Source organism: Nocardia jiangxiensis NBRC 101359, from assembly GCF_000308615.1.
Lineage (GTDB): Bacteria > Actinomycetota > Actinomycetes > Mycobacteriales > Mycobacteriaceae > Nocardia > Nocardia jiangxiensis.
In genome coordinates, this window is record NZ_BAGB01000006.1 from 69915 (window position 1) to 94076 (window position 24162).

Genomic DNA, 24162 nt, shown 5'->3' on the forward strand with positions numbered 1-24162 from the left:
CGCGCCGCGGATCAGCGGCGCGAACCCACACAGTCGCAGGCGAATCCGTCGGTGATATCGATCGGAGCGGCCAGTTCGCGGAAGATCCCGTTACCGGGCGTCGTGCGGGACAGCGCGTCGGCGGCCAGGATCATCGCCGCCCCGGTCCAGGTGGTGCGCTCCTCGGGCCAGCGTTTGCCGTCCGCGAAAACCAGTCCGGTCCAATAGGATCCGTCCTGCTCGCGCAGATGCTGCATGGCCGCGAGCAACCGGAGTGCGCGGTCGCGATCACCGAGCCGGTCCAGCGCCAGCACCAGCTCGCAGGTCTCCGCGCCGGTCACCCAGGGCCGATCGGCCACGCAGCGGATGCCCAGGTCGCCGACCACGAAATCGTCCCAGCGCGAATCGATGCGGACCATCGCGTCGGCGTCGTCGTAGGCGCCGCACAGGACCGGGTAGTACCAGTCCATCGAATACCGGTCCTTCTCGCCGAACGCCTCGGGATGATGCCGGATGGCATGCCCGAGCCGAAGCGCCGCGACCTCCCATTCGGGCTGCGAGATCCCCAGCGACTCGGCCAGCGACAGCGCGCAGCGAATGCTGTGGAACATGCTCGCGCAGCCGGTCAGCAGTGCTTCGGGCACCACGCCCTGTGGCCCGCGCAACCAGTAGATCTCGCCGTTGCGACCCTGCTGGAGCGAGGTGACGTAATCGATGGCCGCGCGCACCGTCGGCCACATCCGGGCCCCGAATCCGCGATCCCCGGTACTGCAGACGTAATGCCAGACCCCGGTGGCGATGTAGGCGCAGAAGTTGGTGTCGGCGTCCTCGGTGGCCACCACTCCGGCGCGAAACTCGCTGGGCCAACTGCCATCCGGACGTTGGGTGCGCTCGGACCAGGCGTAGGCGGCGTGGGCGGCGTCCAGCAGCCCCGCCGACGTGAGCGCCATGGCGTTCTCCAGATGGTCCCACGGATCGGTGTGCCCGCCGGTGAACCAGGGCAGCGCCCCATCGGATTCCTGTTGTGCGGCAATGGATTCAGCGGTTCGTCGAATCTGGTCGGCGGTCAGCACGCCGGCGATCGACGGCAGCTCAGAAGCCGCCACGCCGCACCGCCGGTTTGGTGAAGTACAGCGCCACGCTCTTGCCGATCAGCGGATCCAGCGCGGATTCCGCGGTCCGCGTCAGCCACGGTCGTTTCATCATGTCCCACACCAGCATTCGGTGATAGGAGGTGACCGCCCAGTGCTTCTCGTTGGATACCCCGGCCAGGCACTTGAGCCACCAGTACGGCGAATGCAGCGCGTGCGCGTGCGCGCTGTGGATGAATCGCATACCGAGACCGGCGATCTTGCGCCGCAACTCGTCGGCGCGGTAGATCCGCACGTGCCCGCCCTCGTTGGCGTGGTACTCGTCCGAGAACAGCCAGCAGATCCGCTCGGGCAGCCAGCGCGGCACCGTCACCACCAGCGCGCCGCCGGGCGCGAGCACCCGCACCAGCTCGGCGATGGCCCGCTCGTCCGACGGGATGTGCTCGAGGATCTCCGAGGCGATCACGACGTCGAATTCGCCGTCCTCGTACGGCAGTGCCAGCGCATCGCCCTGTACCGCCTCCGCGCGCGCGTGCTCGGGGGCCTCGCCCGCCTCGGCCATCGCGCCGAACATGACCTTGACCTGGGCCAGATCATCGGCACTCTGATCGAACGCGACGACATCCGCGCCGCGACGATACGCCTCGAAGGAATGCCGCCCCAGGCCCGCGCCCACATCGATGACCCGGGTGCCCGGTCCGACGCCCAGCCGGTCGAAATCGACGGTCAACATCTAGCTGCTCTCCTCGTCTGTGCGGTATCTCGCGATGGCCTGCTCGTACACCGAAACAGTCTGCGCGGCAACGGCTTCCCAGCTGTATACCGACAGTGCCCGGCGTCGCCCGGCGGTGCCCAGTTCGTCGAGCCGGCGGCGCGAATCCAGCAGACCGCCGATGGCCCTGGTCAATTCGTCGACATTGCCCGGTTCGACGAGTTCGGCACAGTCTGCCACCACCTCGGGCAGTGCGCCGGCCCGGCTGGCGACCAGCGGTGTGCCACTGGCCATGGCCTCCACGGCGGGCAGTGAGAAACCCTCGTACATCGAAGGGATGCAGGAGATCTCGGCGGAACTGAGCAGTTCGGCGAGTTCGGTGTCGGACAGTCCGCTGCTGACGGTGACGATGTCGGCCAGGCCCAGTTCGGCGATCAATTTCTCGGTGGGTCCGTCGGGATCCAGCTTGGCGACCAGTTGTAGTTCCACATCGTGTCCGAGGCGCAACCGCGAAACCGCCTGCAACAGATGGGATATGCCCTTGAGCGGCTTGTCCGCGCTGGCGACCGCGACGATGCGGCCCGGGATGCGGCCCTCGCGCGGGCGGAACAGTTCGGTGTCCACACCGAGCGGCACCACGCGCAGCTGACCGGGCGCGACCCCGAAGTCGTCGGCGATATCGGTGGCCGAGGACGAGGAGACGGTGATCAGATCCGGAATCTTGCGGGCCACCCGCTGCTGCATGCCCAGGAATCCGTACCAGCGCTGCACGAACAACTTGCGCCGCCAGGGCGCGGCGGCCAGATCCACCGCGCGGTCCCGGGTGATGGGGTGGTGGATGGTAGCCACCACCGGCAGCTGCCGGGCGATGTCCAGCAGCCCCGAACCCAGGCACTGATTGTCGTGCACCACATCGAAATCCGCTGCACGCGTTCGCAACAGCTGTGCCGCGCGGATGCTGAACGTGCGCGGTTCCGGGAAACCCGCGGTCCACATGGTGCCCAGTTCGAGCAGATCGATCCGATCGCGGATCTCGCTCGGCCGCGGCGTGCGGAACGGATCGTCGTCACGGTACAGATCCAGGCTGGGCACCTCGGTCAGGCGCACCCGCGGATCGAGCAGTTCGGGATAGGGCTGCCCGGAGAAGACCTCCACCTCGTGGCCCAGTTCGGCCAGACCCGAACTCAGGTACCGCACGTACACCCCCTGTCCCCCACAGTGGGTCTTGCTGCGGTAGGACAGCAGGGCGATGCGCACGCTAAGGTCTCACTCTCGAGCAATCGGGCGGGGATGTCAGGCCGGCAGACCCAGTGGCGCCAGTTTGGCAGACAGCCGGTCCAGGTAGGCCAGCACGTCGGCCTCGGGCTTGTCCGGCAGGCCGAACAGCACATCGGTGACCCCGGCCTCGGACCAGGCCGTCAGCTGCGCCGGATCGGGTTTGCCCGCCAGCGCGACCACCCGCGGGGTGTCGGTGCGCTCGGCCTCCTGCCACACCTTGCGCAGCAGTTGCAGCCGCTCGAGCAGCAGGTCCTGCTCGTACGGGGTGGTGATCCAGCCGTCCGCCGAGCGGGCGATCCAGCGGAAACCCTTCTCGGTGCCCGCGGTGCCGATCAGCACGTCGATCTTGTCCTGCGTCGGCTTCGGCCAGGCCCAGCTGGGCCCGAACTTGACGAATTCACCGTCGTAGGAGGCTTCTTCCTCGGTCCACAGCGCCCGCATCGCCTCGATGTACTCGCGCAGCGCGGTGCGGCGCTTGGCTCCCGGAATGCCGTGATCGGCGAGTTCGTCGGTGTTCCAACCGAATCCGGCGCCGAGGCTGACCCGTCCGCCCGACAGGTGATCGAGCGTGGCGATGGTCTTGGCCAGGGTGATCGGATCGTGCTCGGTGGGAAGCGCTACCGCCGTGGACAATTCGATGCGCTCGGTGACCGCGGCGGCCGTGCCCAACGCCACCCACGGGTCCAGGGTGCGCGTGTAGCGGTCGTCGGGCAGGCTGGCATCGCCCGTGGTCGGATGTGCCGCTTCACGTTTCACCGGGATGTGGGTGTGCTCGGGCACGAAGAACGAGGCGAATCCGCGATCCTCCGCGCCCTTCGCAGCCGCGGCCGGGCTGATGTTGCGATCGCTGGTGAACAGGACGATGCCGAAACGCATGGGCCCGTACTCCTTTCAGTCTTGGGTGGCAGCCGCGGCGGCCTTACCCGCGCGACGTCCGTAGAAGCTGCCGTCACCGAGGGAGGTGCCGCTGGCGTAACCGCCGGTGCAGACGCCGGAGGTGCATCGCCCCGCCGCGTACAGTCCGGAGATCGGATCCCCGGACACGTGCAGTACTCGCGAATCCAGATCGGTCTTCAGACCGCCGAGCGTGAATCCGCCGGTGTGTTCGCGCAGATCGAAACCGGCCAGCGGCGTGCCGATCGGCTTGACCCACTCGGTCTTCTTGTCCAGCAACGGATCCGAACCCTGCGCCGCGTGCTTGTTGTAGACCTCGACGGTGGTCTGCAGGGTGCCCTCGGGCAGGCCCATGTCGGATTCGAGTTCCGCCACGGTCTCCGCGGCCCACTTGGGCGGCTGCCGGAAGAAGGTCACCGAGCTCTCGGTGGCCAGCGCCGCCTCGAGCGCCTGCTCGTCCATGATCAGATAGGCCTTGTTGTCCTGCTGGTTCAGGGTGGCCTGGCCGACCCGGCCGCAGTACGTGTCCTCGGTGATGTAGCGCTGGCCGCGGGCGTTGACCATGATGCCCCGGGCCACCATCTGCGGATCAACGAAGAACGCCACCTCGGCCGCGTCCATGTGCGCGACCTGCGCGCCCAGGGCCTGCGCGACCCGGATGCCGATGCCGTCGTGCTCCTCGATCGAGGCGGCGGGGCGGTTGAGCAGCCGCGGCACGTAGGCCTCGATCATCTCCTGGTTGTAGGCGAAGCTGCCGGTCGCCAGGACCACGCCGCGGCGGGCGCGCACGTGCACGAGATCGCCGTAGCGCTTGGCGACCACCCCTACGACGCGGTCGTCCTCGTCCACGATCAGCCGCTGAATGCGGATGTCGTATTCCGCACGCACACCGAGACTTTCGGCGGTGTCGATCAGCGGCTTCATCAGCATGTAGCCGCCGCCCTTCTCACCGATCCGCTTGTTCTCCATCTGCGGCAGGTGACCGCGCGGCGCGGGGGTGGCGATGTCCTTGAACGGCGCGGAGTTCTCCCCGCCGGAGTACATCAGGCCCTCGTCGTGCGCGGGCTCCCAGCCGGGCTCGCCCCAGAACTCCTCCTTGAACGGAACGCCCTGGGCGACAAGCCAATCGAAGTGTTCGACACTGCCCTGGCAGTAGTCGTGGATCTTCGCGGCGTCCACGCCGGGCCCCAGGGCCGCGGTCATGAACTTCTCCATGTTCTCCGGTGTGTCCTCGAAGCCCAGCGCCTTCTGTAGTGCGGTGCCGCCGCCGAGGTAGATGAATCCGCCCGACATCGAGGCCGCGCCGCCCCAGCCGCCGGTGCGCTCGAGCACCAGCACGTCGGCGCCGGCCCGCTTGGCCTCGATGGCCGCGCAAGCACCCGCGACGCCGTATCCGGCGATCACCACGTCGGCCTCGAAATCCCATTCGGTGATCGCGTTCGCGCGCTGCGGTCGTACGGTGGTGGTTTCGGACATGAGTGCAATTCCTGTCTGGTTCATTTCGCCGGTACCGGACGGTCGATCCGGGCGGTTCGATCCTGCTGCGTGTGGACCGGAATCACCGGTCACCTGCTCACTCCGTGGGATTCTCCGCGGCGCGCGCGGCCTGCTTCTCGTGCCGCGCCACCACCTTGCCCACCACGCTGTCCAAACTGGTTCCCGCAGGCCAGCCTACGTAGTGACACAGGAACAGTGAGATCTCCCGCAGCTGCGCCGGGGTGAGTTCCCCGTTGCCCAGGGCCGAGCCGATCTGGATCTCGGCGACGTCGAACAGGCCCTGCGCGGTGAGCGCGCCGAGCAGCAGCAGCCGGCGATCCCGGATGCTCAGCTCGGGGCGGGACCAGATATCGGCGAACAGGTGGTCCGCGGTCACGGCGAAGTGCTCGCCGGGGCCGTCGGCGAAGTCCCAGCCGTACACCTCGGACATCTTCGCCAGGCCGCGGGCGCGACGTTCGGCGGCGGTCTCCTCGCTCATGCTGTTTCCCTTCCGGCATGAGCGGGGGCCTGCGTGGTGACGCTTCGCTGCCGCCTCCGGCCTTGACCGCTCATGCCTGCTCCTTCGCGATGTCGCCGGGGCCCACGCCCAGGCCGGTGCCCAGGCCCTGCAGGGCCAGTCGAGCGAACGGTAGTGGAACCTCGAGCCGATCGCCGACCGCCAGCGCCAAGGCGAGATCCTTCTCGCCCAGGCCCCGGACGTGGGTCAGGATCGAATGCCAGAAGTCGTCTTCCGTGACCGGTGCGGTGGTGTCGCGCAACATGATCGCGCCCGCGCCGCCGGTGATGGCGTCGGAGTGCCGGACCACCTTGCCCAGGTCGGTGATGTCCAGGCCCGCGGCCTCGGCGAGGCGCTGCGCCTCCGCCGCGGCGGTGAAGGAGACGAAGTGCAACAGGTTGCGCGCCAACTTCATTCGCGTTCCCGCGCCGACCTCGCCGGCGTGCACGACCAGTCCGGCGAAGTGGCCGAAGGGTTCGCGGACCTTCTCGTAGGCGGCCTCGGTGCCGCCGACCATGATCGCGAGGTTGCCCTCCTTGGCTCCGCCCGCGCCGCCGCTGATCGGGGCGTCGACGAATTCCACACCGTGCGAAGCGCATTCCTCGGCCAGCTGGACAGCGGTCTCGTCGCTGATGGTGGAGTGCACGGCGACCACGGTGCCGGGCCGGGCGGTGCTCAGGATGCCGTCCGGCCCGGAGACCACCGAGCGCACCTGCTCGTCGTTGACGACCACGATCGAGATGACCGCGGCCTGTTCGGCGACCTCGGCGGCCGTGGCCGCGGCTTTCGCGCCGCGCGCCACGAACTTCTCGACCGCCTCGGCCCGCATATCGCAGACCACCAGTCCGCCGGGCCGATCCAGCAGGCGCTTCGCCATGGGCGCGCCGATATTGCCCAGGCCGATGAACCCGACAGGGGTGTCGTTCCCGGTCATGAGCGGATGATCTGTCCGCCGTCGACGTTCAGGATGTGGCCGGTCACCCAGCTCGCCTCGTCCGAGAGCAGGTACAGGCACGCGCCGACCAGGTCTTCCGGAGTTCCCATGCGCTTCAAGGGAAGTCGGCTCACCATGTCCTTGACCATATTGCCCGGGGTGACGGTCTTGGTGGCCTCGGTGTCGATCGGGCCGGGGGCGATGGCGTTGATCCGGATCTTGGAGCCGCCGAGTTCGGTGGCCAGCTGCTGGGTCAGGCCGTTGACCCCGACCTTGGCCAGGCCGTAGAAGCCGGAGTACAGCCAGGCGGCGGTGGAGGACTGGTTGACGATCGAGCCGCCCCCGTCCTTGGACATCGGCTGCCACACCGCTCGCGTCATGTTCAGCGCGCCGTCGAAGTTCACGCTCATGAACTTCTTGTAGTAGTCCCACGGGACCGTCAGCAGCAGATCGAGCTTCATATCGCCGTAGATGGCAGCGTTGTTGACCAGGTGGTCGATGCCGCCGAATTCGGCCACGGTGAATTCGGCCAGTGCGGTGGTCGACTCCGGATCGGACACGTCGACGCTGTGGAATACGGCGGTGCCGCCGTCGGCGACGATCTGCTTGGCGACCTCCTCGCCCTTGTCCGCGTTCAGGTCCGCGACGACGACCTTCGCGCCCTCGGCGGCCAGCGCCTTGGCGTAGACGGCGCCGATACCCTGTGCGGCGCCGGTGACGATCGCGGATCGTCCGGTGAAACGGGCCATGGTGAAAACTCCTCTGCGACAGATTGTTCGGCTTGTTCGGCGGTCGCGATCAGTGGTGCTCGGCGGACATTCCTCGAATCCGGCGCCTGGAACTCACGGGCGCGCGGGCGCCTGTCCGCGCACGTCGCCCCCTCGCCGGTGCCGTGCGACGTCGGACGCACACCCGCGTCGTTCGCTCGCTCACCGGTAGCTCCCATGCTGTCTGGACACGTGTACGGACTATATGGTCGAAGTCGCTGCCAGCGCAAGAACCTGTTGCAGTTTGGTTGGGTGGGGGTGAGGGTCGGGGCTGGTGTTCGGGGTGTACGGCGTGGTGAACGAGGCTGGGGCGGGATCAGGGGAGCGATGGACTCCGGCGATTGGATAGCCCGTGAAGTAAGGTCTTCCAGAGTGCGATGATCCAGAAGACACTCTGAGGAGGGGCGCGATGGGGGACGCGGACGCGGGGGTGTCCACGGCGAAGAGCTTGTATCAGCAGGCTGCGTCGGGGACGTTCACGATGGAGGAGGGGGTCGCGAGGAAGTGCGCCGAGGCGTATCAGCGGCTGGTTACGAACACTATTGACCCGCAGTTGGAGGCCGCCAAGGTCCTCCATGATCTCGACGGGTTCGGCACTTTCGCTTCAGCTCAACAGCTCAAATCTGGATTCGAGGGTAAAGCTGCTTCACTGGTCACGGTGTTGGAAAGTGCGAAGGAAGCGGCTCTCGAGATGGCTGCTGCGCATCTTTTGGCTGCCAAACAGATTCAGGAAGCAGACGAGATGCATAAGCAAGCGATCAAGGTCGCGACTGAGGGAGTTGGCAAGTGAGGGTATCTGCTTGGGTGTGTATCTGCGCGGCTGTGCTTTCGGCGACGGTCGGCTGTACGTCGAGTAATAGTGATGATTCGAGTGCGGATACGAGTGGCGCCCAGTCGGCATCGTCAACTGCTGAAACCACGGCGGCGCGACCTACGCTAACGAATCCGAAGATTCAGCCGCCATCGCAGGACAATAACCAGTACTCGAACGGGCTCCCCAGGGTAGTTTTCGATCCGTGCACCTGGGTCAGTGATCAGGCCATTCAAAAAGCTGGTTTCGACCCGTCGTCGCGCCACAGAGTAACAGATTTCGTTGCGGAGCAAACCTTCCTGACATGTGGATTCAAAGGCGCGCAAAAAGGGCTGAGGCTGATCTCTGGGAATGTGCCCTGGGATCAGGATCTGCAGAAGGTTGCGGGTAGAAATCAGCCGACCACGGTAAATGGTCGACAAGCTATGTGGGTTAGCGACCCGCAATTCCCGGAGACTTGCGAGATCGACCTCAGGACCAAGGCCGGTTTCGTTCAGGTGCTCACTGACCTCAATTTGCCAGGAGAGGTGAAGGAGACGCCTGCCTGCGATGGCATGGTGAATACTGCAACGCTCATCGAGGCGGAGATCGGGAAGGGTAACTGAGCATGACCAACCCAGGGGGCGGCTCGCCGAATTCCGCGCTGACCCGGCTTTTCGGAGTAGATCCCAGGGCTGGCTCTGCGATAAGCGATGCGAATACGGCCAGGACTGGTGCGCAGAGCTTGCAGAGCCAACTGTCGTACAACGACACCGAGAATCCTTATATTAATGACCTCGAGAACTGGGCTGGCAAATCTCATCAAGAGATCTATTCCGGCGCTCAGTCGCTGCTGCCCGGCATGCTGCAGGCTCACGCAACGCACTGGAACAACATCGCCACCAATCTCGGTGGTGGTCTGTTCGGTTCGAATCTCGCCGTTCAGAACGCGCTCGCGGCGGGAGCCAAGGGCCAGATCGCCAATGCGGCAACGGATGCCGCGCGGACGTTCTTCCATCAGCTCACGCAGATCCAAGATGTGATCACCGCGGTAGGCGCGCGAATTCGATCGGCCGCGGATGCCGCCGAAGCGGTGAAGTTGTCGGTCCCGGCTCCGAGCAATGCGGCGGCCGTGCCAGCCCCTACGTCACCCGGGGTTGCTCAAGTCGGTGCTCTGATCGGAGTAACCGCGCCGAGTAACGTGATGTCAGGCGGCCGCTCCGAGGACGAACTCCACCAGACCGCGATTGCGGCGATGAAGAACAACTACGACCCGGTATTCGCCCCTGCAGGCACCGGTGTACCGACATTTGTGTCGATCTCGAAGCCCGGCAGCAACAATGACCAGAACCCGTCCGGTCCGGCATCGAGCGGGCCGTCGGCCAACGCCAATCCCGCGAGCAACAACGCGCAGAATCCGAACAACTCGCAGCAGAAGGACTCGCAGCAGAAGGATCCGTCGAATTCGGATCAGTCCCAGCAGTCCCCGAGTTCGGCGAATCAGGGCACGTCGAGTTCGAACACCACACCGCAGTCGGCGGATGCGTCGAGTTCCAACCCGTCGGCCTCGACCGGGACCGCCGGCTACAACGGGGGCATGGGCTCCGGCGGTGGCCTCGGCGGACTGGACAGCGGGACGACCGGCGGCGGCTCCGGCGGTGCGGGACAGAGCATTCCGGGCACCGGCAACGGGAATGCCGCTGCGGCAGCGGCTTCGACGAACGGTGCCGCGAAGACGACCAGCTCCGGAACCTCGGGTATGCCGGGGATGGGTGGCGCTGGGGCGCGCAAGTCGGAAGACGAAGAGCGCGAACACAAGACGCCGGACTATCTGATCATGGATCGCGAGGAAGAACTGATCGGCCGGCTCGATCCCGCGTCGGGCGGTGCGCTCGGTGCGGATTTCCCTGCGGCGCAGACGCAGCGGGACAATGGTGAGGGCAATTATCGGTGAAGTGGGAGTTCACTCCCGATGAGTTCATGCATCTGTGGCGGGAGACCGACAAGGATCGGTATCCCTTTCCGCTGCGGCTGATCTCGTCGGTGCAATGGCAGAGCGAAGCGGCGAAGGCCACCGAGGAACTGCGGGCGCGATTTCCCGCCGGGGGTGATTCGGACCTGTCGGCCGCACTGCGTGTCGCGGCGGACCCGGAGGTGTCGGCGGCACTGCTGGGCAAGCGCCGCCATCGACTGCGCGTATACGGGGCGATCGACGGCAGCATCGGCGTCACCCTGTTCCAGCGCCCGGGACAGACCGATGAGTTCGGCGGCAACGTCGTCATCGAAATCGGTTCTCCCGCAGTGGTTTCGAACGTCTTCGCCGCAGTCGTCGGCTCCGTTCCCGCAGGCACCGGGCCCGCACTCGTCGAATCGGTGGACCGCATCGAGGTGAGCCTGGAATCCTGGACCGGCACGAAGGAGAACACCGCTCAGCGAATGCGCAATCTCCTCACGGTGCGCCGCGCAGGCTGGGGCCACATCGAGGTCCGCGCCGCTCTGCGCGACCGCCGCCCATTCCCGCCGCAGTACTTCAGCTGGGTCGACGTGGACGGCGACGGCTGCTACACCTTCCGCGAGCAGTACAACGACTTCCACGTCGAACCGTGCTCGCGCCAGATGGTCGCCCGCGAGGTAGCGCGAATGGCGTTGAGCTGGCGCGACTGACAGTCGCAACCTGTCGCGCCGTCTCCGCGAAAGCCTGTGAATGTCAGCCGCTCAGGTGTCCTCGACGGTGCGCATCTGACATCATCGGAAGATGCGGCGCACCCCGGAAGCGGTGTGCCTGTGGATGTTTGCCGAGAGGTGAGGAGGGGGAGCGATGCTGTTCGTTCCACATGCTGTGTCGGACATGGCCAAGAAGATGGAACCGCACGCGGAAGCGATGAAGGCGCATGCGACGGGGATCGCGAACGTCGGGTTCGAGGCTTCTCATGCTGGTCAGGACTACCAGGAGCAGGGTAAGAAGATCGCCGATGGTGTCGATGGCGTCGTGTCGATGCTGCATTCGTGGTCGGAGGCGTCCAGCTCTACGGTAGATGTATTCCGGACCGGAGTGTCCATGCATACCAGTGGCGATCAGCAGAGCGCATCCCAGATCAGCACGGCGACAAATGCATTGGGTACGGCGTGACGAATAATCCGCAGCAGTACGGGACTGCCTACTACAATGAGCAGCTGACTGCGCAGAACAATCTGACCCGGTGGCTGGCCGAAGACGATACCGGGAAATTCACCAACACGATCTGGAATCCCAAAGTCAACGTCTCCGGTGCGACCGCTGATGAGCTGCTGAATGGGGCTGTTCCCGGGTTGGAGTGGTTCGAACGGGCATTGGTTCGATACCACCGGGTCCATGACGTGTTGAACCTGGATGAATTTTCCAAAATTGAAATCCCTGCCGATTCGAGTATCGATTTCGTGGGTTGGACCATCGATGCCGCGAAGGAGCCCCTGGGTGAGGGCGGGGAGATGTATCGAATCGAGGGGAGGTGGTTCGATCAGCAACGAAAAATGAGCGTCGAAAGTTTGCGGGGTTTGGCTGACAAGCTGAAAGCTGCGGCGAGTGGTTCGGACGTTTCGTTGGACACGGTAACCCAGGAGGTCGCAGGGGTTGCCAATGCGGTACCGGAGGTGTGGCAGGGGCCGTCCGGCGATGCCGCGCAGGATCATATGGCCGGGTTCCACTCTTATGCCAGCCAGCAGAGTCAATACGTGCAGGCGTTGGCGTCGGCACTGGATGGAGTGCCGGAAGTTATTCTGGAGATCGTCAGAGACAAGGCGGTTTTCATCGCGAAGTTCGCCAGTGATCAGATGCCGGTTGCTGGTCATGCGATGAAACTGGGGGGTGGATCCGAGGATCCGGTCAGCCAGATCATCTCAATTGCAACTGGTTGGGTAAATACGGGGGAAACGAATGAGGTGGTCCAGGACCAGTTTCACACTACAATTACAGATCATGCATCAGACACCTGCAAGAAATGGCTGCAGGAACATTTCGGCCCAGCAGTCCGTGAAGCGTTCATTGCTTTCGTGCATCAATGCGCGGCAGCAGACTATTACATCAAGAAGGCGTATCAGCCCGTAACGGATCTGCTCGATGGCAAGGACACGACCACCGTCCCGAAAGTCCAGGAGCAGCCCAAGAGCGGCGATCAGAAGCAGGGCTCCGGGACAGACCAGAACTCCAACTCGAACACGAGCACCGCAAGCGTGGATCAGAGCAAGGTCCCGTCCACGTCGACCACCCCGACATCGGTGAATCCCAGCTCGTCCCAGAGCAATCCGCTCTCGACGCTTCTGAGTCAAGCCGAGCAGACCCTGCAGACGGCGTCCTCGGGAGTGAGTCAGCTGACCAGCGCATTGCAGTCCGGTGCGAGCCAGCTCTCGAGCGTGCTCCAGTCCGGGATGAGCGGAATCTTCGGCAACACCACCGCGGCCGCGTCATCTACGAACGGTTCGAAGAACCTGGCGAGCTTCAACATCGGCGGCGAAAAGCTCTCGATGACACAGGGGTCCGACGGCTCGATAACCACTACGGTGACCGGTCTGGACGGGAAATCTCAGAAGTACACGATGGGGATCAAGAATGGTGTCCCGTACTTCACCCCGGGTGGCGGTGATTCTTCGACACAGTCGTCCACCACGCACAATTCGACGTCCTCCACCGGCAGTGGGACGGGCACGGACAGCGCTGGGAGCGGGAGCTACTCGACATCCGGGACAGGTGGCGGATCCGCGACCCAGTCGGTCACGAGCGATTCCTCGCAGCAGTCCGGTTCGTCGGTGCCGAGCACGGGCTCGTCCACGACGACGACCACGTCTGCCTACGACTCCTCGACGACGGCATCCTCGTCGTCCTCGGGGACGTCCTCGACCGGTTCGATGGGCCACATGCCCTCGACCGGAGGGGGTGGCGGAAAAGGCTCCGAGGGCGAGCACAAATCCACCGGCGTGGTGCAGTCCAAACCGATGTGGACCAAGAACCCCGGTTCCGATCGCAAACCTGTGATCGATGCCGCCGCACCGCAAACCTCCGGCGGAAAGTTCGGTATCGATGATCTGGTCGAGCGGTATGCGCCGAATCTCGATTTCGAGCCTGCGGCGGTGTACGAGCTGGATCCGGCAGCATCTCCGAATCCCCGGCAGGGTCGAGATTCCAGCCACCAGCCGAGCCCGCCGCCCGCCGCGCCGGTCCCGGCACCGACTCCCGCGCCGGCCCCCGCACCGACCGCCGCGCCACGTACCGACGGTGTGAAGATCGAAATCGACATGGGTGGTTGAAGATGAAAAACTATGCGGCACATATGGACAACCTTCTGGATGAGTACCGCGCACACTCCCGGTCGACCCAGCAGAGGTTCTTCATAGCCGACGCCCGCACCACCCGCGCCGGCTCGGCGGCATTCGACGAGCTCCGCGGGCAACTGGCCGAGCAGGCCCGCCAACAGGAGATCGAAACCGCCCGGGAACTGGCCGCTCGCCGAGAACGCGAGGAACGTGATCGTCTGGCGCGCTTGGAAATCGAGCGAGCCCGCCTGGCCGAAGAACGCGCCCGCCCCGCCACCTACAGCCGCAACGCCATCGTCCAGCCGACGGACTGGACCGACGAGGACGACGCGCTGGAAGCGGGAGCACCGATATCGTGGCTGTCATGACGCGGTGGTGGCGAGAGTCGTGCGAGGCTCGAATGAGCCGTCCTGCTTCGGAATCCGGTGGTGAATGAGCATGCAGGATTGGGAACGCGACGAAATCCGTTCGGCCAACGACGGTGTGAAAGCCGCGATGGAGCAGGTCCAGGCGGATTTCGATCGTGAGCTGGGCGAAGCGGGCGAGGTGTACCGCAGATTGCAGGCGATGAAGATCAAGGCGACGAGCCCGAACAACCTCGCCCGAGTGACGGTGAACTCGTCCGGCGTCGTGACCGAGATCGTGATCGCCGATGACGCGTACCGGCGCAGCACACCGCAGAAACTGACCGAGGACCTGAACGCGGCGATTCACGGCGCCGCGCAGGCCGCCGCGCAGGCCCGTGCACAGGTCGTCGCTCCGATCCAGTCCATCGTGGACTCCATGCCCGACGTGAGCGAATTCGTCCCGGGCGCACCGAGTCTGCGAGATCTGCAGGCTCAGCTTTCGGGCGCGGTGGATCCGCCGGAGCAATCACAGCAATCCCGCTGAGCGGGGGACATTTTCGAGGAACCTGGAGGCACGTCCGTGCGTCCAAGGGAGAGAACCGGTCGTACGGGAGGTTGTGGACTGTGGGAGATTTCTTTGCCGATCCTGATCAATTGCGTTCGATAACACCGCATTTCGAGCAATTGGGCGAGGATGTGGAGTCCGCGCTGGAGCTGTTGAAGGCGGGAATCACCAAGGAGGGCAAGTGCTGGGGCTCCGATGCCCCGGGCAAGCAGTTCGAGGAGAACTACCCGCAGGACGAGACCAAGGACGGCAGTGTCGGCAAAGGGTTGAAGGCGCTGGAGAGTTTCGCGGCGGCATTGAAGGCGACCGGGGACAACATCACCACTGTCGCCAACAAGGTACAGAGTCAGGACGAGGACAACGCGGCCAAGATCCGCAAGGTGTAACGGGGCGTTCGGATGACGTTGTGGTTCCCGCACTTCTCGGGACCTGTGGGGTGGATCGAAGACTTCCTGCTCGGTCATTGGCCAGAGGGCGACGAGGACGCGATGCGGCGCCTGTCGAAGCACTGGTCGGATATGTCCAAGGCATTGACCGAGCTGAAGGATCCCGCCGACAAGGCGATGAGCAATGCGCTGACCGCGATCGACGGCAAGACTCACGATGCGATGTCCACGTACTGGCAGGATGTCGCCGGCGGGGACGGCAGTGATCTGAACAGCATCATCGCGATGTGTGACAGCTTCGCGAAACAGTTGGAGCAGGGCGCCACCGATATCGAGCACACCAAGATCGTCATGTACATCTCGGTGGCCACGATGATCGCGATGGCATTCATTCCCGGGATCGGCGAGGCCGTCGACGCGGTGGCCTCGGCGGCGGTGAAGGTGGCGATCCGCAAGCTCGGGCAGGAGCTGATCGATAAGATCGCGATCAAGGGCGCAACGGCTCTGGCCGAGCGGACCGGATTGAAGATCGCGACGAAGGTCGCCTCGAAAGTCGCTCTCAAGACGACGGAGAAGGGGGCGCAGGAGCTCGGGGAGGGTGCTGCGGCGAAGTTCGCAGTCAGCACATTGGCACAGGGGGTGACCGGGGCAGCGCTGGGTGGTGCGACGGACTTGGCGGCCAACGTTGTTCAGGCCGCCGAGGGGGAGAACGTCAACTGGAACAGTTCGTTGCAGGCCGCCGGGGCAGGGGCGATTGCGGGGACTGTGGGTGGGGTTGTCAGCCATCCCTCCAATCTGGGCATGGCGAAGGTCGCGAAGAACGTCGATCTCGGCTCGAATTCCGCCAAGGCGGTCATCGCGCGAGGTGTGGCGGCTGCCCCGGGGAACGTCTTGGGCAATGCGGTGTCGACCGTGGCGACCGGGGGAAAGCTCGATCAGGGGGTGCTCGACGGGGCCGGGGGCGGACTCGGCAGAGTGAAGCCCGGGGAGGGCGGCGCGCCTACGACCCCACATGTGACCGAGACCTCGCACACCACACCGCAGGTCGAATCGCACGACACCGCGACCACGCCGAGTGCCGAACACTCCGACAGCGCAACGCAAACCACAACCGCGAGTGACTCGTCGGCGAGTGATGCCGATACGAGCAGCAAGCCGGCATCGGTCGCCGCTCCGGACAACGCGAGCGTCGCACCGTCTTCCGGTGTCGAAAATGCGAGTTCGACGCCCGTCCAGCAAGATTCGGCAGGGGCGAACTCCACACAGGACGCCCGGCCGACTGCGGCACCCGAGACTCAGTCCGCATCCAACACCGCGGGACCGGCCGTATCCGATCGAGCGAGTACGCAGAACCCTGCGGCGCAGGGAACGACAGCACCCAACACAGATCGCGCCGCAACGCCCGCATCAGCGGGTAGCCAGGCCCCGGCCACCCCGTCCAACCGTGACGTGGTGTCCCCGGCGGACCGTTCGGCACCGGCGACCCCCGCCCGCCCGGCTGCGGATACACCGCAACGTCCGGACAGCCCGCAGCGACCGGATACACCGCAACGTCCAGACAGCACACAGCGACCGGAAACCGCTGCGCCGCAGAATGATCGCAGCACGACAGCGAATTCGTCCGCGACCGAGACATCACGCGCGTCCGAGCGATCCGATACGACCGATCGAAACTCGGCGTCATCCAGCTCCCGCGATTCGAGCGACAGCACGCCGCGCAACGCGGAACCGAGCGACCGCACCACGACGAGCGCGCGCGACGCGCAAGTCCGAGAACCCCGCCCCGTCACCGAGGACTCCGGCCGTCGAACCTCCGACACGTCCGACACCCATCCCGAACCGTCACGAGAGGCTCGACGTCCGGACAAGCCGACCGGACCCACGGCCGATCGGAAGAACCCGACCGAATCGTCTCGGCAACAACGGGATTCCACGCAGCAATCGGACCGTCCGCCGACACCCGGCAATTCCCGGACGCCCACCCGCGATTCGACCCCGCGTTCCGCCGAAGCAGCGGACCGGCCCCAGCGTGACCAGCGCTCCGAGCCGACACCCGACCGGAATATGTCGGATCGCACTGAACCCACTCGGGAGTCGATTCACTCGGATCCGCAGGATTCATCGGTTTCGCCGGCTGAACGCTCCCCTCGGCAGGACGAGTCCGAGGCACCCCGATCGCCCGCCGATCAACCGGCCGAGAACGCCGAAAACCTCTCCCACACAGGTGATTCGGCCGAAGCTGACGAGTCGCTACCGACGGACACGCTGGGTTCCTCGGAAGGCTCTGCGGATGATGTGCCGCCGGTTACCGAGTTCGACAATTACCTGGAGAACGGTCAGGGAGTCGTCTACCGGCCCGACAGCACATCCATCGGTGACGATCCCCGTACCCATCGGGTGCGAGAGAACACCCTCAACGAGGGTGAACACGACGTCATCGTGCACGGGAGCCCCGAGGGCGCGCCGATTCCCAGCCTGGGCCCGGAGGTTCATCCGGAACAGATCGTCGATGCGATTCTCGGAAATCCGAATTACGAACCAGGCACGCCGGTTCGGCTGCTGTCCTGCTTCAGCGGTAACGATATGGGCTGGGCGCAGCACGTGGCGGATCGCCTCGGCGTACCGGTGCGCGCCCCGTCGGATGCGGTCGGTACCGCGCGAAAGCCCAACTCTCCCGCGGCGGTTCGCGGCGACGGCGAATTCCGCACCTTCCATCCGAATTCGGACGAGGCACATCCCGGCCGGGAGAATCCGCTCGACCCCGCGGGTCAGTTGCCGGACGAGCAGCCGCACACCTCCGACAACCGCAGGTCCGCCTACGATGATCCGCCCGGCTGGGATTTCATGGGGGGAGACGAGGATGCCGGTACGCGCGAATCCAGCCTGACCGGTCTACCCGATCAACCGGATCGGCCGGAGGCGGGGACGCACGCGAATGGACTGCGAGGTCTGGATCTACCCGGTATCGAGTCGCGGGAGACGCAATCCGGCGCGGTTGTTTCCGGACGATCGGAAGCTGTTGAGCCGCAGCATGAGCCGACTACGGACAGGTCTCGTGGTGATACCGGCAGTCTCGGCAACTTTCATGGTGATGGCCGACCTGCGCATCAACCGGACCTCACTCGGGCCGAGGTCATACGAGCCCTCAACGAGAATTCGTCGTTGGTCATACCCGATGATGTCGGGTGGTTTGCACGAGACAAATCTGCCTTGATAGGGCGCCCGGGGCTGGACCCCGTCGAAGTGCACTTCGATGTCCGGCCGATAGACGGTGGTGCGGTCGCGGAATTCCATGTACGGGAGGATGGGAAGACATACGACGTCCATATTTCGCCGCGCGCCCGTGATGAGGACATTGTTCGAGCACTGGCTCATGAAGTCGCGGAGATCAAACTCCTGCAGGACCCGAAAGTCTCGGCGGAGCCGTCCCTCGATCACGCCGAAGGTCTGACGCCTCGCCTCGGCGGGCAGTTGGCCGAGGTAAAGGTTGTGACGGCGCATATCGAGCGTGCTGAGCTCGACCCGCAGCGAGCGCACGAACTGCCTGGACTTCGTCGAGATCTGGCCGACCTGCTCGATGGGCTCGGTATGCGCGACCCGGGCAATTCGCAAGCGCGATGGCGTCTGCTGAACGAAACAGATGCACGGATGGCGCCTCGGCTGGAACGTCAGCTCGACCGAATCCCCGCTGGCCTAGATGTGGTCGGAGAGCATTCCGGAGAACCCCGTGCGCGATCAGAGCTGGACGAGCGCGCTGATCGGAATGCCGAGGTGGCGCGGCATTCCTCGAAAACGGATGAAACGCCACGTCGTTTCGAATCTCCGCATGATGGTGCGGAATATGGTGAGCAGAACCTGGGGCATGTCAGGGATTCGTTGTCGCCGGATCGAATCGAAGCGGTGCGCCGATATGTCGAGGGATCATGGATCAACGATGTTCTGCGAAGCCCTGATCCGGGTGGGATGCTCGATCGGCTGGTAGCCGACCGTAAAGCTTTCGACGCGATAATGAACCACGTTGATGGCCCGGAACCGACCCGCGAAACGGTCAAGGAGTTGGCCGAACGTCCTGATCTGCATCCGGATGTGCGAGCCGCTGTCGAGCACGTTATCGGTCACTGGCAGTCGGAAACTCGACTCGAGGAGATGGCGGAAAACGCTGGGAGGGGACGCTATATACGTGACACTCTGGGGGGAGTCGACCCGACTGTAGATGTGGTAGCCGACTACATCAGAAACCTGGATTCGGCCGTGGACAATCCCATTTCGGAATCAATGGTGGTAGTTCGCGGGCTGAAGAGCGTGGAACATCTTGTTGTCGATGACCATGGTACGCCGTTGGGTGCGGGTGACATTTGGAAGCTGAGGAATCAGGTTCAATCCGAGCCCGGTGCGATGTCCACAGCTTTGAGTGATCGGTCCGGTTTCGGAAAATATCAACTCGAACTCGAGGCGCCGGCCGGTACCAAAGGCTTGTGGATCGGCAACAAGAACAACAGCGGTGACGAGTTGAAACTTGGTGGCGAGAACGAATTTCTGTGTGAGCGTGGCCTGAAATATGTGATAACCGATATCGTCGATGCTCCAGCCGAATCCGGGTTGACATATATTCTCAAAGGAAAGATCGTCCCATCCGATTTCGCACTCGAGCCCGGCCCTCGAGCCGAAATCGGCGGGAGCGGAGCGTCACCTCGATATGACGGCACAACCGAGGCGGTCTCCGACAAGACTCTGCGGACCGAGAGTTCGAACGCATCCGAAGTTCCGCCGACCAGCGTGGAAAGCGGCGGTTTGCACGGGTCTCTCACACTGCCCGATGCGGTACATGCATCGCCACCGCACACTTCGGAACCCGAAGAGCCTCGAGTCGGTTCACCGACAGAACCGACGAGTACACCGGAACCGACACCGGACGAATCTTCCATGCAGCGGCCCCAGCCGGAGCGGGATCCCCGGACAGCGAACAATCCACGCGATCCGGTGGAGCCGGATCGCGCTGGGCAGCAGAATTCTTCGCGTCCACGCGAGTCCTCACCCCTCGAGCCGCAACGGACGTCGACGCCGCCGAGCCGAGAGTCTCCCGCGCCCGCCCCGCGAAAACCGGATCACCAGGAGACGCCGCGCCCCGTCGATGGACGCCGCACATCCGATCACGGTATGGCGGTACCACCGGATCGGCAGGTTCCGCGAACGCCTGAGGTGCCGCGTAATGCGTTGCAGGACCACGTTGCTCGGCAGTCCCCTCGGCCCGAACAGTCCTCAGTTCCGGTACCGCAACAGCGTGAGCGTCCGCAAGCGCCCGAATCGAATCGGCCGCAACCTCGGCAGCCGGATCGGGAGCATCCTCCGACGCAGGAGCGTCCTCGCACCGACCGCGAGGAGCCTGCCGATCGGCAAACCCCCGAGCAGCGGGCACCGAACAATGGACCGGAGCGGGATCCGCGAGGCGCGCAGCGTGATCCGAGGTCCATGCGCCGCGATGAGCTACCCCCGCGCGGTCCGTCGCAGGATGATGTTCGCCGCGCGCAGCACGCGCGCCGGTGGCGTGATTGGCTTCGGCCGCATCGGCCCGACGCGAATCGGGTGGTGCCGGTCACCACGAAGTCCGAGCCTAATGCCAAGCCCGCGTTCGACATTCGACGGTATGCGAATACGCAGGGCGGCCCGGTCGCGGTCGCGCGGATCAAGGTTCACGTGACCGCGGATCCGAACATCCATCCACAGTGGCTGAACCACCTGTGGGAGAATGCCCAGAAGGCAACGGATTTCGGTTTCAATCACGAACATCGGCTGCTGTCCGGTGATCGGATGTTCGTCGATCTCGTGCACACCTCGGATCCGGCCGAGGCGAATCTGCACATCAACGTCGGTGAGGGCCCCGGGCAGTGGCGTCCGGACATGCCCGTCGATGCGATCACCCGGCAGTTGCGCGACCACCTCGGGCTGTTGCCGCCGGATCCGAATCATCCGGGGCTGAACCCGCACGAGATCCGGCAGCTGAGCAACGATGTCGCGCATGCCAATACACCGACACGATTCGACAACCCGTCCGAGAGTCGTGCGGTCGGGGTACGACGGTTGGACGAGGTGGAGCGGCCCGAATATCAGGCTGCGGTAGAGGACGCGTTGCGTGACGGCAATCGATTCCTCGTGGGCGCTGATCCGCGGACCAACGCATACGGAAAGTTGATCAACGACGGCGGTCTCGAGATTCCGGGTCGGGCCAACAACTGCACGGACTGCTCGCTGTCGGCGCTGTCGGCGTTCTATGGAAATCCCCAGGTCAGTGCACCTCGATGGCCGGATCCGATACCTGGCGGGGTGGACATTCGAAGCGGCGAGCGCGGTGGTCCGGAACGTGCCGCGCAGTGGCTCGGTGACGGTCTGCACACGATCGGCGGAGGCCATCCGATCCCGAATCAGTTCGGTCACCTGCACAATCTGGTCGACCGAATGGGCCCGGGATCTTCGGCGCTGGTGGTCAACGAGTGGCAGGCCCGTGACGCGAATACCGGTGAACCGCTGTACAACCCGGACGGCACACCACGTCGAGGCGGTCTGCACGCCACGGTGATCGTCTATCCCCACGACGCCGGCGGACCGGTGTGGTGGGATCCGCAGGCAGGGACCATGTCGGATCACCCGCCGCAAAGTATGGCGTACGGGTCAACAGGTCTGTGGTACACACCGATCCCTTCACACCCAGGAGAAACATATGGCGGAATGCCGCACTCGGGAACAGGTCGAGGTGTACCTGGCTCAGATCTTCAACCCCGACAGGAGGTTTCAGCCGTATCCGATCGGGGAGATCGGATGGCTGGTCCTGCCGGAACAGAGTCCGGAGGAGATCAACCCGGGCGGGACGAATCTGGTGATCGACGCGGAAACCGGGGTGGTGATCGAGTACCCGAGCTGGAGCACGACGATGATCGCGGACGACTTCCGGGAGGCCAAGGCGACGGGCCGGCACCCCGCCGGGGGCCAGATCTATCCACCCCTGTGGCGGTTGAGTATCCAACGCACCCAGGAAACTCCGGAGACGATCGGATACCGAGTCCAAGCCCTGTCCCAGGCGAATCCGCCGGAGGGGAGCGAGGAGTACGAGATAACGATCGACAAGCAGACACTGCGGCGTCGGGGGTACGGGCAGAGAGCGGGGAGCGCGGTGGCCCGGGCGGAGTGGCAGAGCAGGCAGGACGGGAGCTGGCCGGAGCGGCTGACCTGGGAGGAGTAGAGCACCCGTACCGATCCGAGTCCGGCGAACCGGGACGTGCGGAGCGATTCGAAACTCCGACCGATGAGGCACCGCAGGCCGATCACCGGGAGACTTCCCGCGCCCCGGAACCCGAATCACCGCGCGACCCGTCACCGGCGCGACGCGCGGATGGCCCTGATCGTGAACCCCCGCCGCATGAGGCGCCGGAGCAAGGCGCCCCCGCGCGGGTGCGCGAGTCGGACGGAACGCCGGACGAGCCTCGGGACCAGACCGGCGAGCGGGACAGCCCGGTCGCAGCCGTCGAGCCGGAGGAACTCGACCGGATATTCCACGAGGAGATCATCCCCGGCCTGCTGTCGGACGCGGCGTCGGTGCCGTCTTCCGAGAAACCGGAATTGGTGGTGGTGGGCGGCCAGATGGGTGCCGGAAAATCCACCATGATCGCGGAGATCAAGGATTCGTTCGCCGATCGCGGCAGTGTCCTGCACCTGTCCGGTGACGATTTCTTCCGATTCCATCCGCGCTACGAGGAGTTGATGGCGCAACGCGACCCCGACGCGATCCGGCACCTCGTGCGGGATTCCGGGCGCTGGTTCCGCATGGCGCGGGAGCATGCCATCGCCAACCGACAGCATGTGATCCTCGAACTGGCGATGGGTGATCCCGCGAAGGAAGCGGGCATCATGCGGGAGTTCGCCGACAACGGCTACACCGCGCGCGCCGAGGTGATGGCGGTTGCCGAACCGCAGAGTCGGCTGTCGACCATCGGCCGATACCTCGACGAGCGGATCGATCACGGCGTACACCGCTACACGCCGCCCCGACTGCACGAGGCATCGTTCACCGGGTCGCAGGAGATGGTGGGCCATCTGGAGTCGGCCGATCCGCCGGTCCGCATCGAAGCCCTGACGGTCCGCAGCCGCAGCGGCGTGCTGTTCGAGAACCGTCGTGGTCCGGACGGGCAATGGGCACATGTGCCGCGCGCCGCGGAAGAAATGGCGCACGAACGCGACCGTCCGTGGACCGCCGACGAAAAGCGCCGTTATCAGGAGCAATTGGCGGACGTACGTCGCCGGATCGCGCAGCTGGCAGAGCTTCGGCCCGAAGAATCGGCGACCCTGACGATGCTCGGCCAGGAACTCCGTGAAACCGAGGCCCGAGAGGCCGGGCGGCTGGCCGCGATGACGGGTACCTCGCCGGTGGTGCATCAGATGATCCCCGGCATCGAGTTCTTCGACCAGGTCCGTCCGCCCGCGGATCGGCAGACGAAGCGGATGCTGGTGTTCGGCCGGGCCGACGACCCGGTCAAGGGGGCGATGCAGGCCGCGGAGATGGTCAAGAAGCTCAACGAGCAGGGAATCGACGTCGATCTGATCGTGCGTGGAGTGCCGGTAGACCAGATGCGAGCGCAACTGCGTTCGCTTCGGGAAGCGGCGGGCCGTGACGTGGACGTGCGGCCCTATACGCTCGAGCGCGATGAAATCCTCGCCGATATGCGCGATGCCAATGTGGTGTTGATGCCTTCTCGTGCCGAGGGATTCGGGCTCGTCGCCACGGAAGCCGCAGGAGCCGGGGTGCCGATCGTCGTGCCGAGTACCAGTGGCGCCGGTCGATTCTTCGGCGACCCCGACCTGTTTCCGAGCAACCTCACCGCCGGAATGCTGGTCGAACAGGGGTACGAGGACCCTGTTCCGGTCGACCGCTGGGTCGATGCTCTGGCACATCAGTTGTCGGATCAGGACGCTGCCTGGGATCGGGCATTGGACCTCCAGCAGACTCTGCGCGACCGACAATACACATGGGAATCCGCAGGAGCCGCGCTCGTGGACGCCACCGGGATGGTCCCGCCGCGCGAGCATCCGGAGGCCGGTATCCCGAGCGATCATCGCGAACCGAGCACATGACCGGTATTCGTTGTGGGGCA

General features: G+C 65.0%; 22 protein-coding genes and 5 pseudogenes. 15 read left to right on the forward strand and 12 right to left on the reverse strand.

Translation table 11 applies throughout. From position 1 onward, the window contains the following. Positions 1 to 11: 11 nt before the first annotated feature. The 8 genes from ON40_RS01805 to ON40_RS01840 all read right to left on the reverse strand — a co-directional run bounded on the left by ON40_RS01805 (position 12) and on the right by ON40_RS01840 (position 7630). Positions 12 to 1085 carry a glucosidase family protein gene (locus ON40_RS01805; protein WP_040817689.1) on the reverse strand — a complete coding sequence of 358 codons (1074 nt, stop codon included), beginning with the start codon at positions 1083 to 1085 and terminating at the stop codon, positions 12 to 14. Then, a complete protein-coding gene (locus ON40_RS01810) occupies positions 1072 to 1803 on the reverse strand; it encodes a class I SAM-dependent methyltransferase (RefSeq protein WP_040817692.1) in 732 nt (243 codons plus the stop codon). Before ON40_RS01810 ends, ON40_RS01805 begins: the two co-directional genes overlap by 14 nt. Further along, positions 1804 to 3039: a glycosyltransferase family 4 protein gene (locus ON40_RS01815; RefSeq protein WP_040817695.1), complete on the reverse strand. Its 1236-nt coding sequence runs from the start codon at positions 3037 to 3039 to the stop codon at positions 1804 to 1806. Between the two features lie 36 nt (positions 3040 to 3075). Further along, complete coding sequence (locus tag ON40_RS01820; protein WP_040817698.1) at positions 3076 to 3936, reverse strand: LLM class F420-dependent oxidoreductase; 861 nt, start codon at positions 3934 to 3936, stop codon at positions 3076 to 3078. A 15-nt stretch (positions 3937 to 3951) separates the two neighbouring features. Then, a complete protein-coding gene (locus tag ON40_RS01825; protein WP_040817834.1) occupies positions 3952 to 5430 on the reverse strand; it encodes an FAD-dependent oxidoreductase in 1479 nt (492 codons plus the stop codon). 97 nt (positions 5431 to 5527) lie between these two features. Continuing rightward, a complete protein-coding gene (locus tag ON40_RS01830) occupies positions 5528 to 5929 on the reverse strand; it encodes a carboxymuconolactone decarboxylase family protein (RefSeq protein ID WP_040817701.1) in 402 nt (133 codons plus the stop codon). Between the two features lie 70 nt (positions 5930 to 5999). After that, complete coding sequence (locus ON40_RS01835; RefSeq protein ID WP_040817702.1) at positions 6000 to 6881, reverse strand: NAD(P)-dependent oxidoreductase; 882 nt, start codon at positions 6879 to 6881, stop codon at positions 6000 to 6002. After that, positions 6878 to 7630 carry an SDR family oxidoreductase gene (locus ON40_RS01840; RefSeq protein ID WP_040817705.1) on the reverse strand — a complete coding sequence of 251 codons (753 nt, stop codon included), beginning with the start codon at positions 7628 to 7630 and terminating at the stop codon, positions 6878 to 6880. Before ON40_RS01840 ends, ON40_RS01835 begins: the two co-directional genes overlap by 4 nt. Positions 7631 to 8057: 427 nt before the next feature. Here ON40_RS01840 and ON40_RS47790 point away from each other — a divergent pair, with 427 nt between their 5' ends. The 10 genes and pseudogenes from ON40_RS47790 to ON40_RS56465 form a co-directional block, all read left to right on the forward strand. Then, positions 8058 to 8438 carry a hypothetical protein gene (locus tag ON40_RS47790; protein WP_051192543.1) on the forward strand — a complete coding sequence of 127 codons (381 nt, stop codon included), beginning with the start codon at positions 8058 to 8060 and terminating at the stop codon, positions 8436 to 8438. Beyond that, positions 8435 to 9064 (forward strand): DUF3558 family protein, encoded by a 630-nt coding sequence (locus ON40_RS49500; RefSeq protein ID WP_083895342.1) that lies wholly within the window; start codon positions 8435 to 8437, stop codon positions 9062 to 9064. The genes ON40_RS47790 and ON40_RS49500 overlap by 4 nt, the downstream gene beginning before the upstream one ends. Positions 9065 to 9183: 119 nt before the next feature. After that, positions 9184 to 10392 carry a hypothetical protein gene (locus tag ON40_RS47795; RefSeq protein ID WP_051192544.1) on the forward strand — a complete coding sequence of 403 codons (1209 nt, stop codon included), beginning with the start codon at positions 9184 to 9186 and terminating at the stop codon, positions 10390 to 10392. After that, entirely contained in the window at positions 10389 to 11102 is a 714-nt protein-coding gene (locus ON40_RS01860) for an ESX secretion-associated protein EspG (RefSeq protein ID WP_040817710.1), read from the forward strand. The genes ON40_RS47795 and ON40_RS01860 overlap by 4 nt, the downstream gene beginning before the upstream one ends. Before the next feature lie 154 nt (positions 11103 to 11256). Beyond that, positions 11257 to 11568: a hypothetical protein gene (locus tag ON40_RS01865; protein WP_157186160.1), complete on the forward strand. Its 312-nt coding sequence runs from the start codon at positions 11257 to 11259 to the stop codon at positions 11566 to 11568. Next, the gene (locus ON40_RS51540) at positions 11565 to 13718 is read left to right on the forward strand and encodes a WXG100 family type VII secretion target (RefSeq protein ID WP_040817716.1); all 2154 of its coding nucleotides are present in this window, start codon (positions 11565 to 11567) and stop codon (positions 13716 to 13718) included. Before ON40_RS01865 ends, ON40_RS51540 begins: the two co-directional genes overlap by 4 nt. Positions 13719 to 13720: 2 nt before the next feature. Next, the gene (locus ON40_RS01875; protein ID WP_040817719.1) at positions 13721 to 14092 is read left to right on the forward strand and encodes a hypothetical protein; all 372 of its coding nucleotides are present in this window, start codon (positions 13721 to 13723) and stop codon (positions 14090 to 14092) included. A 70-nt stretch (positions 14093 to 14162) separates the two neighbouring features. Then, positions 14163 to 14615 carry a YbaB/EbfC family nucleoid-associated protein gene (locus tag ON40_RS01880; protein ID WP_157186161.1) on the forward strand — a complete coding sequence of 151 codons (453 nt, stop codon included), beginning with the start codon at positions 14163 to 14165 and terminating at the stop codon, positions 14613 to 14615. Positions 14616 to 14725: 110 nt separating this feature from the next. Continuing rightward, positions 14726 to 15022 carry a hypothetical protein gene (locus ON40_RS01885; RefSeq protein WP_169541805.1) on the forward strand — a complete coding sequence of 99 codons (297 nt, stop codon included), beginning with the start codon at positions 14726 to 14728 and terminating at the stop codon, positions 15020 to 15022. A gap of 132 nt (positions 15023 to 15154) precedes the next feature. Beyond that, positions 15155 to 15406, forward strand: a pseudogene (locus tag ON40_RS56465) (WXG100-like domain-containing protein); the annotation flags it as partial. A gap of 305 nt (positions 15407 to 15711) precedes the next feature. Here the strand turns inward: ON40_RS56465 and ON40_RS54265 are convergent. Beyond that, entirely contained in the window at positions 15712 to 15879 is a 168-nt protein-coding gene (locus ON40_RS54265) for a hypothetical protein (RefSeq protein ID WP_235746569.1), read from the reverse strand. On the opposite strand from ON40_RS54265, the pseudogene ON40_RS56565 reads away from it, so the two are divergent. Then, a pseudogene (locus ON40_RS56565) lies at positions 15824 to 17665 on the forward strand (DUF8616 domain-containing protein); the annotation flags it as partial. The gene ON40_RS54265 and the pseudogene ON40_RS56565 sit on opposite strands and share 56 nt — an antisense overlap. Positions 17666 to 17977: 312 nt before the next feature. Here the strand turns inward: ON40_RS56565 and ON40_RS54270 are convergent. Beyond that, positions 17978 to 18634: a hypothetical protein gene (locus ON40_RS54270; protein WP_245567611.1), complete on the reverse strand. Its 657-nt coding sequence runs from the start codon at positions 18632 to 18634 to the stop codon at positions 17978 to 17980. Between the two features lie 309 nt (positions 18635 to 18943). Next, complete coding sequence (locus tag ON40_RS54275) at positions 18944 to 19141, reverse strand: hypothetical protein (RefSeq protein WP_245567612.1); 198 nt, start codon at positions 19139 to 19141, stop codon at positions 18944 to 18946. A 111-nt stretch (positions 19142 to 19252) separates the two neighbouring features. Between ON40_RS54275 and ON40_RS55905 the strand changes: the two are divergent. After that, positions 19253 to 19597 (forward strand): annotated as a pseudogene (locus ON40_RS55905) (ADP-ribosyltransferase); the annotation flags it as partial. 909 nt (positions 19598 to 20506) lie between these two features. Here the strand turns inward: ON40_RS55905 and ON40_RS54280 are convergent. Further along, positions 20507 to 21040: a hypothetical protein gene (locus ON40_RS54280; RefSeq protein WP_245567613.1), complete on the reverse strand. Its 534-nt coding sequence runs from the start codon at positions 21038 to 21040 to the stop codon at positions 20507 to 20509. A 219-nt stretch (positions 21041 to 21259) separates the two neighbouring features. Between ON40_RS54280 and ON40_RS55910 the strand changes: the two are divergent. From ON40_RS55910 to ON40_RS54290, 3 genes and pseudogenes are all read left to right on the forward strand, one after another. After that, a pseudogene (locus ON40_RS55910) lies at positions 21260 to 21640 on the forward strand (toxin glutamine deamidase domain-containing protein); the annotation flags it as partial. Positions 21641 to 21737: 97 nt separating this feature from the next. Beyond that, the gene (locus ON40_RS54285) at positions 21738 to 22256 is read left to right on the forward strand and encodes a hypothetical protein (protein ID WP_245567614.1); all 519 of its coding nucleotides are present in this window, start codon (positions 21738 to 21740) and stop codon (positions 22254 to 22256) included. Positions 22257 to 22609: 353 nt separating this feature from the next. Then, positions 22610 to 24142, forward strand: a pseudogene (locus ON40_RS54290) (zeta toxin family protein); the annotation flags it as partial. Between the last annotated feature and the right edge of the window lie 20 nt (positions 24143 to 24162).

What these genes read in the sequence shown, in the direction of transcription:
- ON40_RS54285 (WP_245567614.1), top strand. Translation starts at nt 21,738, where the DNA reads ATGGCGGAATGCCGCACTCGGGAACAGGTCGAGGTGTACCTGGCTCAG.
- ON40_RS01810 (WP_040817692.1), bottom strand. Translation starts at nt 1,803, where the DNA reads ATGTTGACCGTCGATTTCGACCGGCTGGGCGTCGGACCGGGCACCCGG.
- ON40_RS47790 (WP_051192543.1), top strand. Translation starts at nt 8,058, where the DNA reads ATGGGGGACGCGGACGCGGGGGTGTCCACGGCGAAGAGCTTGTATCAG.
- ON40_RS01820 (WP_040817698.1), bottom strand. Translation starts at nt 3,936, where the DNA reads ATGCGTTTCGGCATCGTCCTGTTCACCAGCGATCGCAACATCAGCCCG.
- ON40_RS01825 (WP_040817834.1), bottom strand. Translation starts at nt 5,430, where the DNA reads ATGTCCGAAACCACCACCGTACGACCGCAGCGCGCGAACGCGATCACC.
- ON40_RS01875 (WP_040817719.1), top strand. Translation starts at nt 13,721, where the DNA reads ATGAAAAACTATGCGGCACATATGGACAACCTTCTGGATGAGTACCGC.
- ON40_RS54280 (WP_245567613.1), bottom strand. Translation starts at nt 21,040, where the DNA reads ATGCGCGACATCGTTGCTCAGCTGCCGGATCTCGTGCGGGTTCAGCCC.
- ON40_RS01835 (WP_040817702.1), bottom strand. Translation starts at nt 6,881, where the DNA reads ATGACCGGGAACGACACCCCTGTCGGGTTCATCGGCCTGGGCAATATC.
- ON40_RS01830 (WP_040817701.1), bottom strand. Translation starts at nt 5,929, where the DNA reads ATGAGCGAGGAGACCGCCGCCGAACGTCGCGCCCGCGGCCTGGCGAAG.
- ON40_RS01880 (WP_157186161.1), top strand. Translation starts at nt 14,163, where the DNA reads ATGCAGGATTGGGAACGCGACGAAATCCGTTCGGCCAACGACGGTGTG.
- ON40_RS01840 (WP_040817705.1), bottom strand. Translation starts at nt 7,630, where the DNA reads ATGGCCCGTTTCACCGGACGATCCGCGATCGTCACCGGCGCCGCACAG.
- ON40_RS54265 (WP_235746569.1), bottom strand. Translation starts at nt 15,879, where the DNA reads ATGACCGCCTTGGCGGAATTCGAGCCGAGATCGACGTTCTTCGCGACC.
- ON40_RS01865 (WP_157186160.1), top strand. Translation starts at nt 11,257, where the DNA reads ATGCTGTTCGTTCCACATGCTGTGTCGGACATGGCCAAGAAGATGGAA.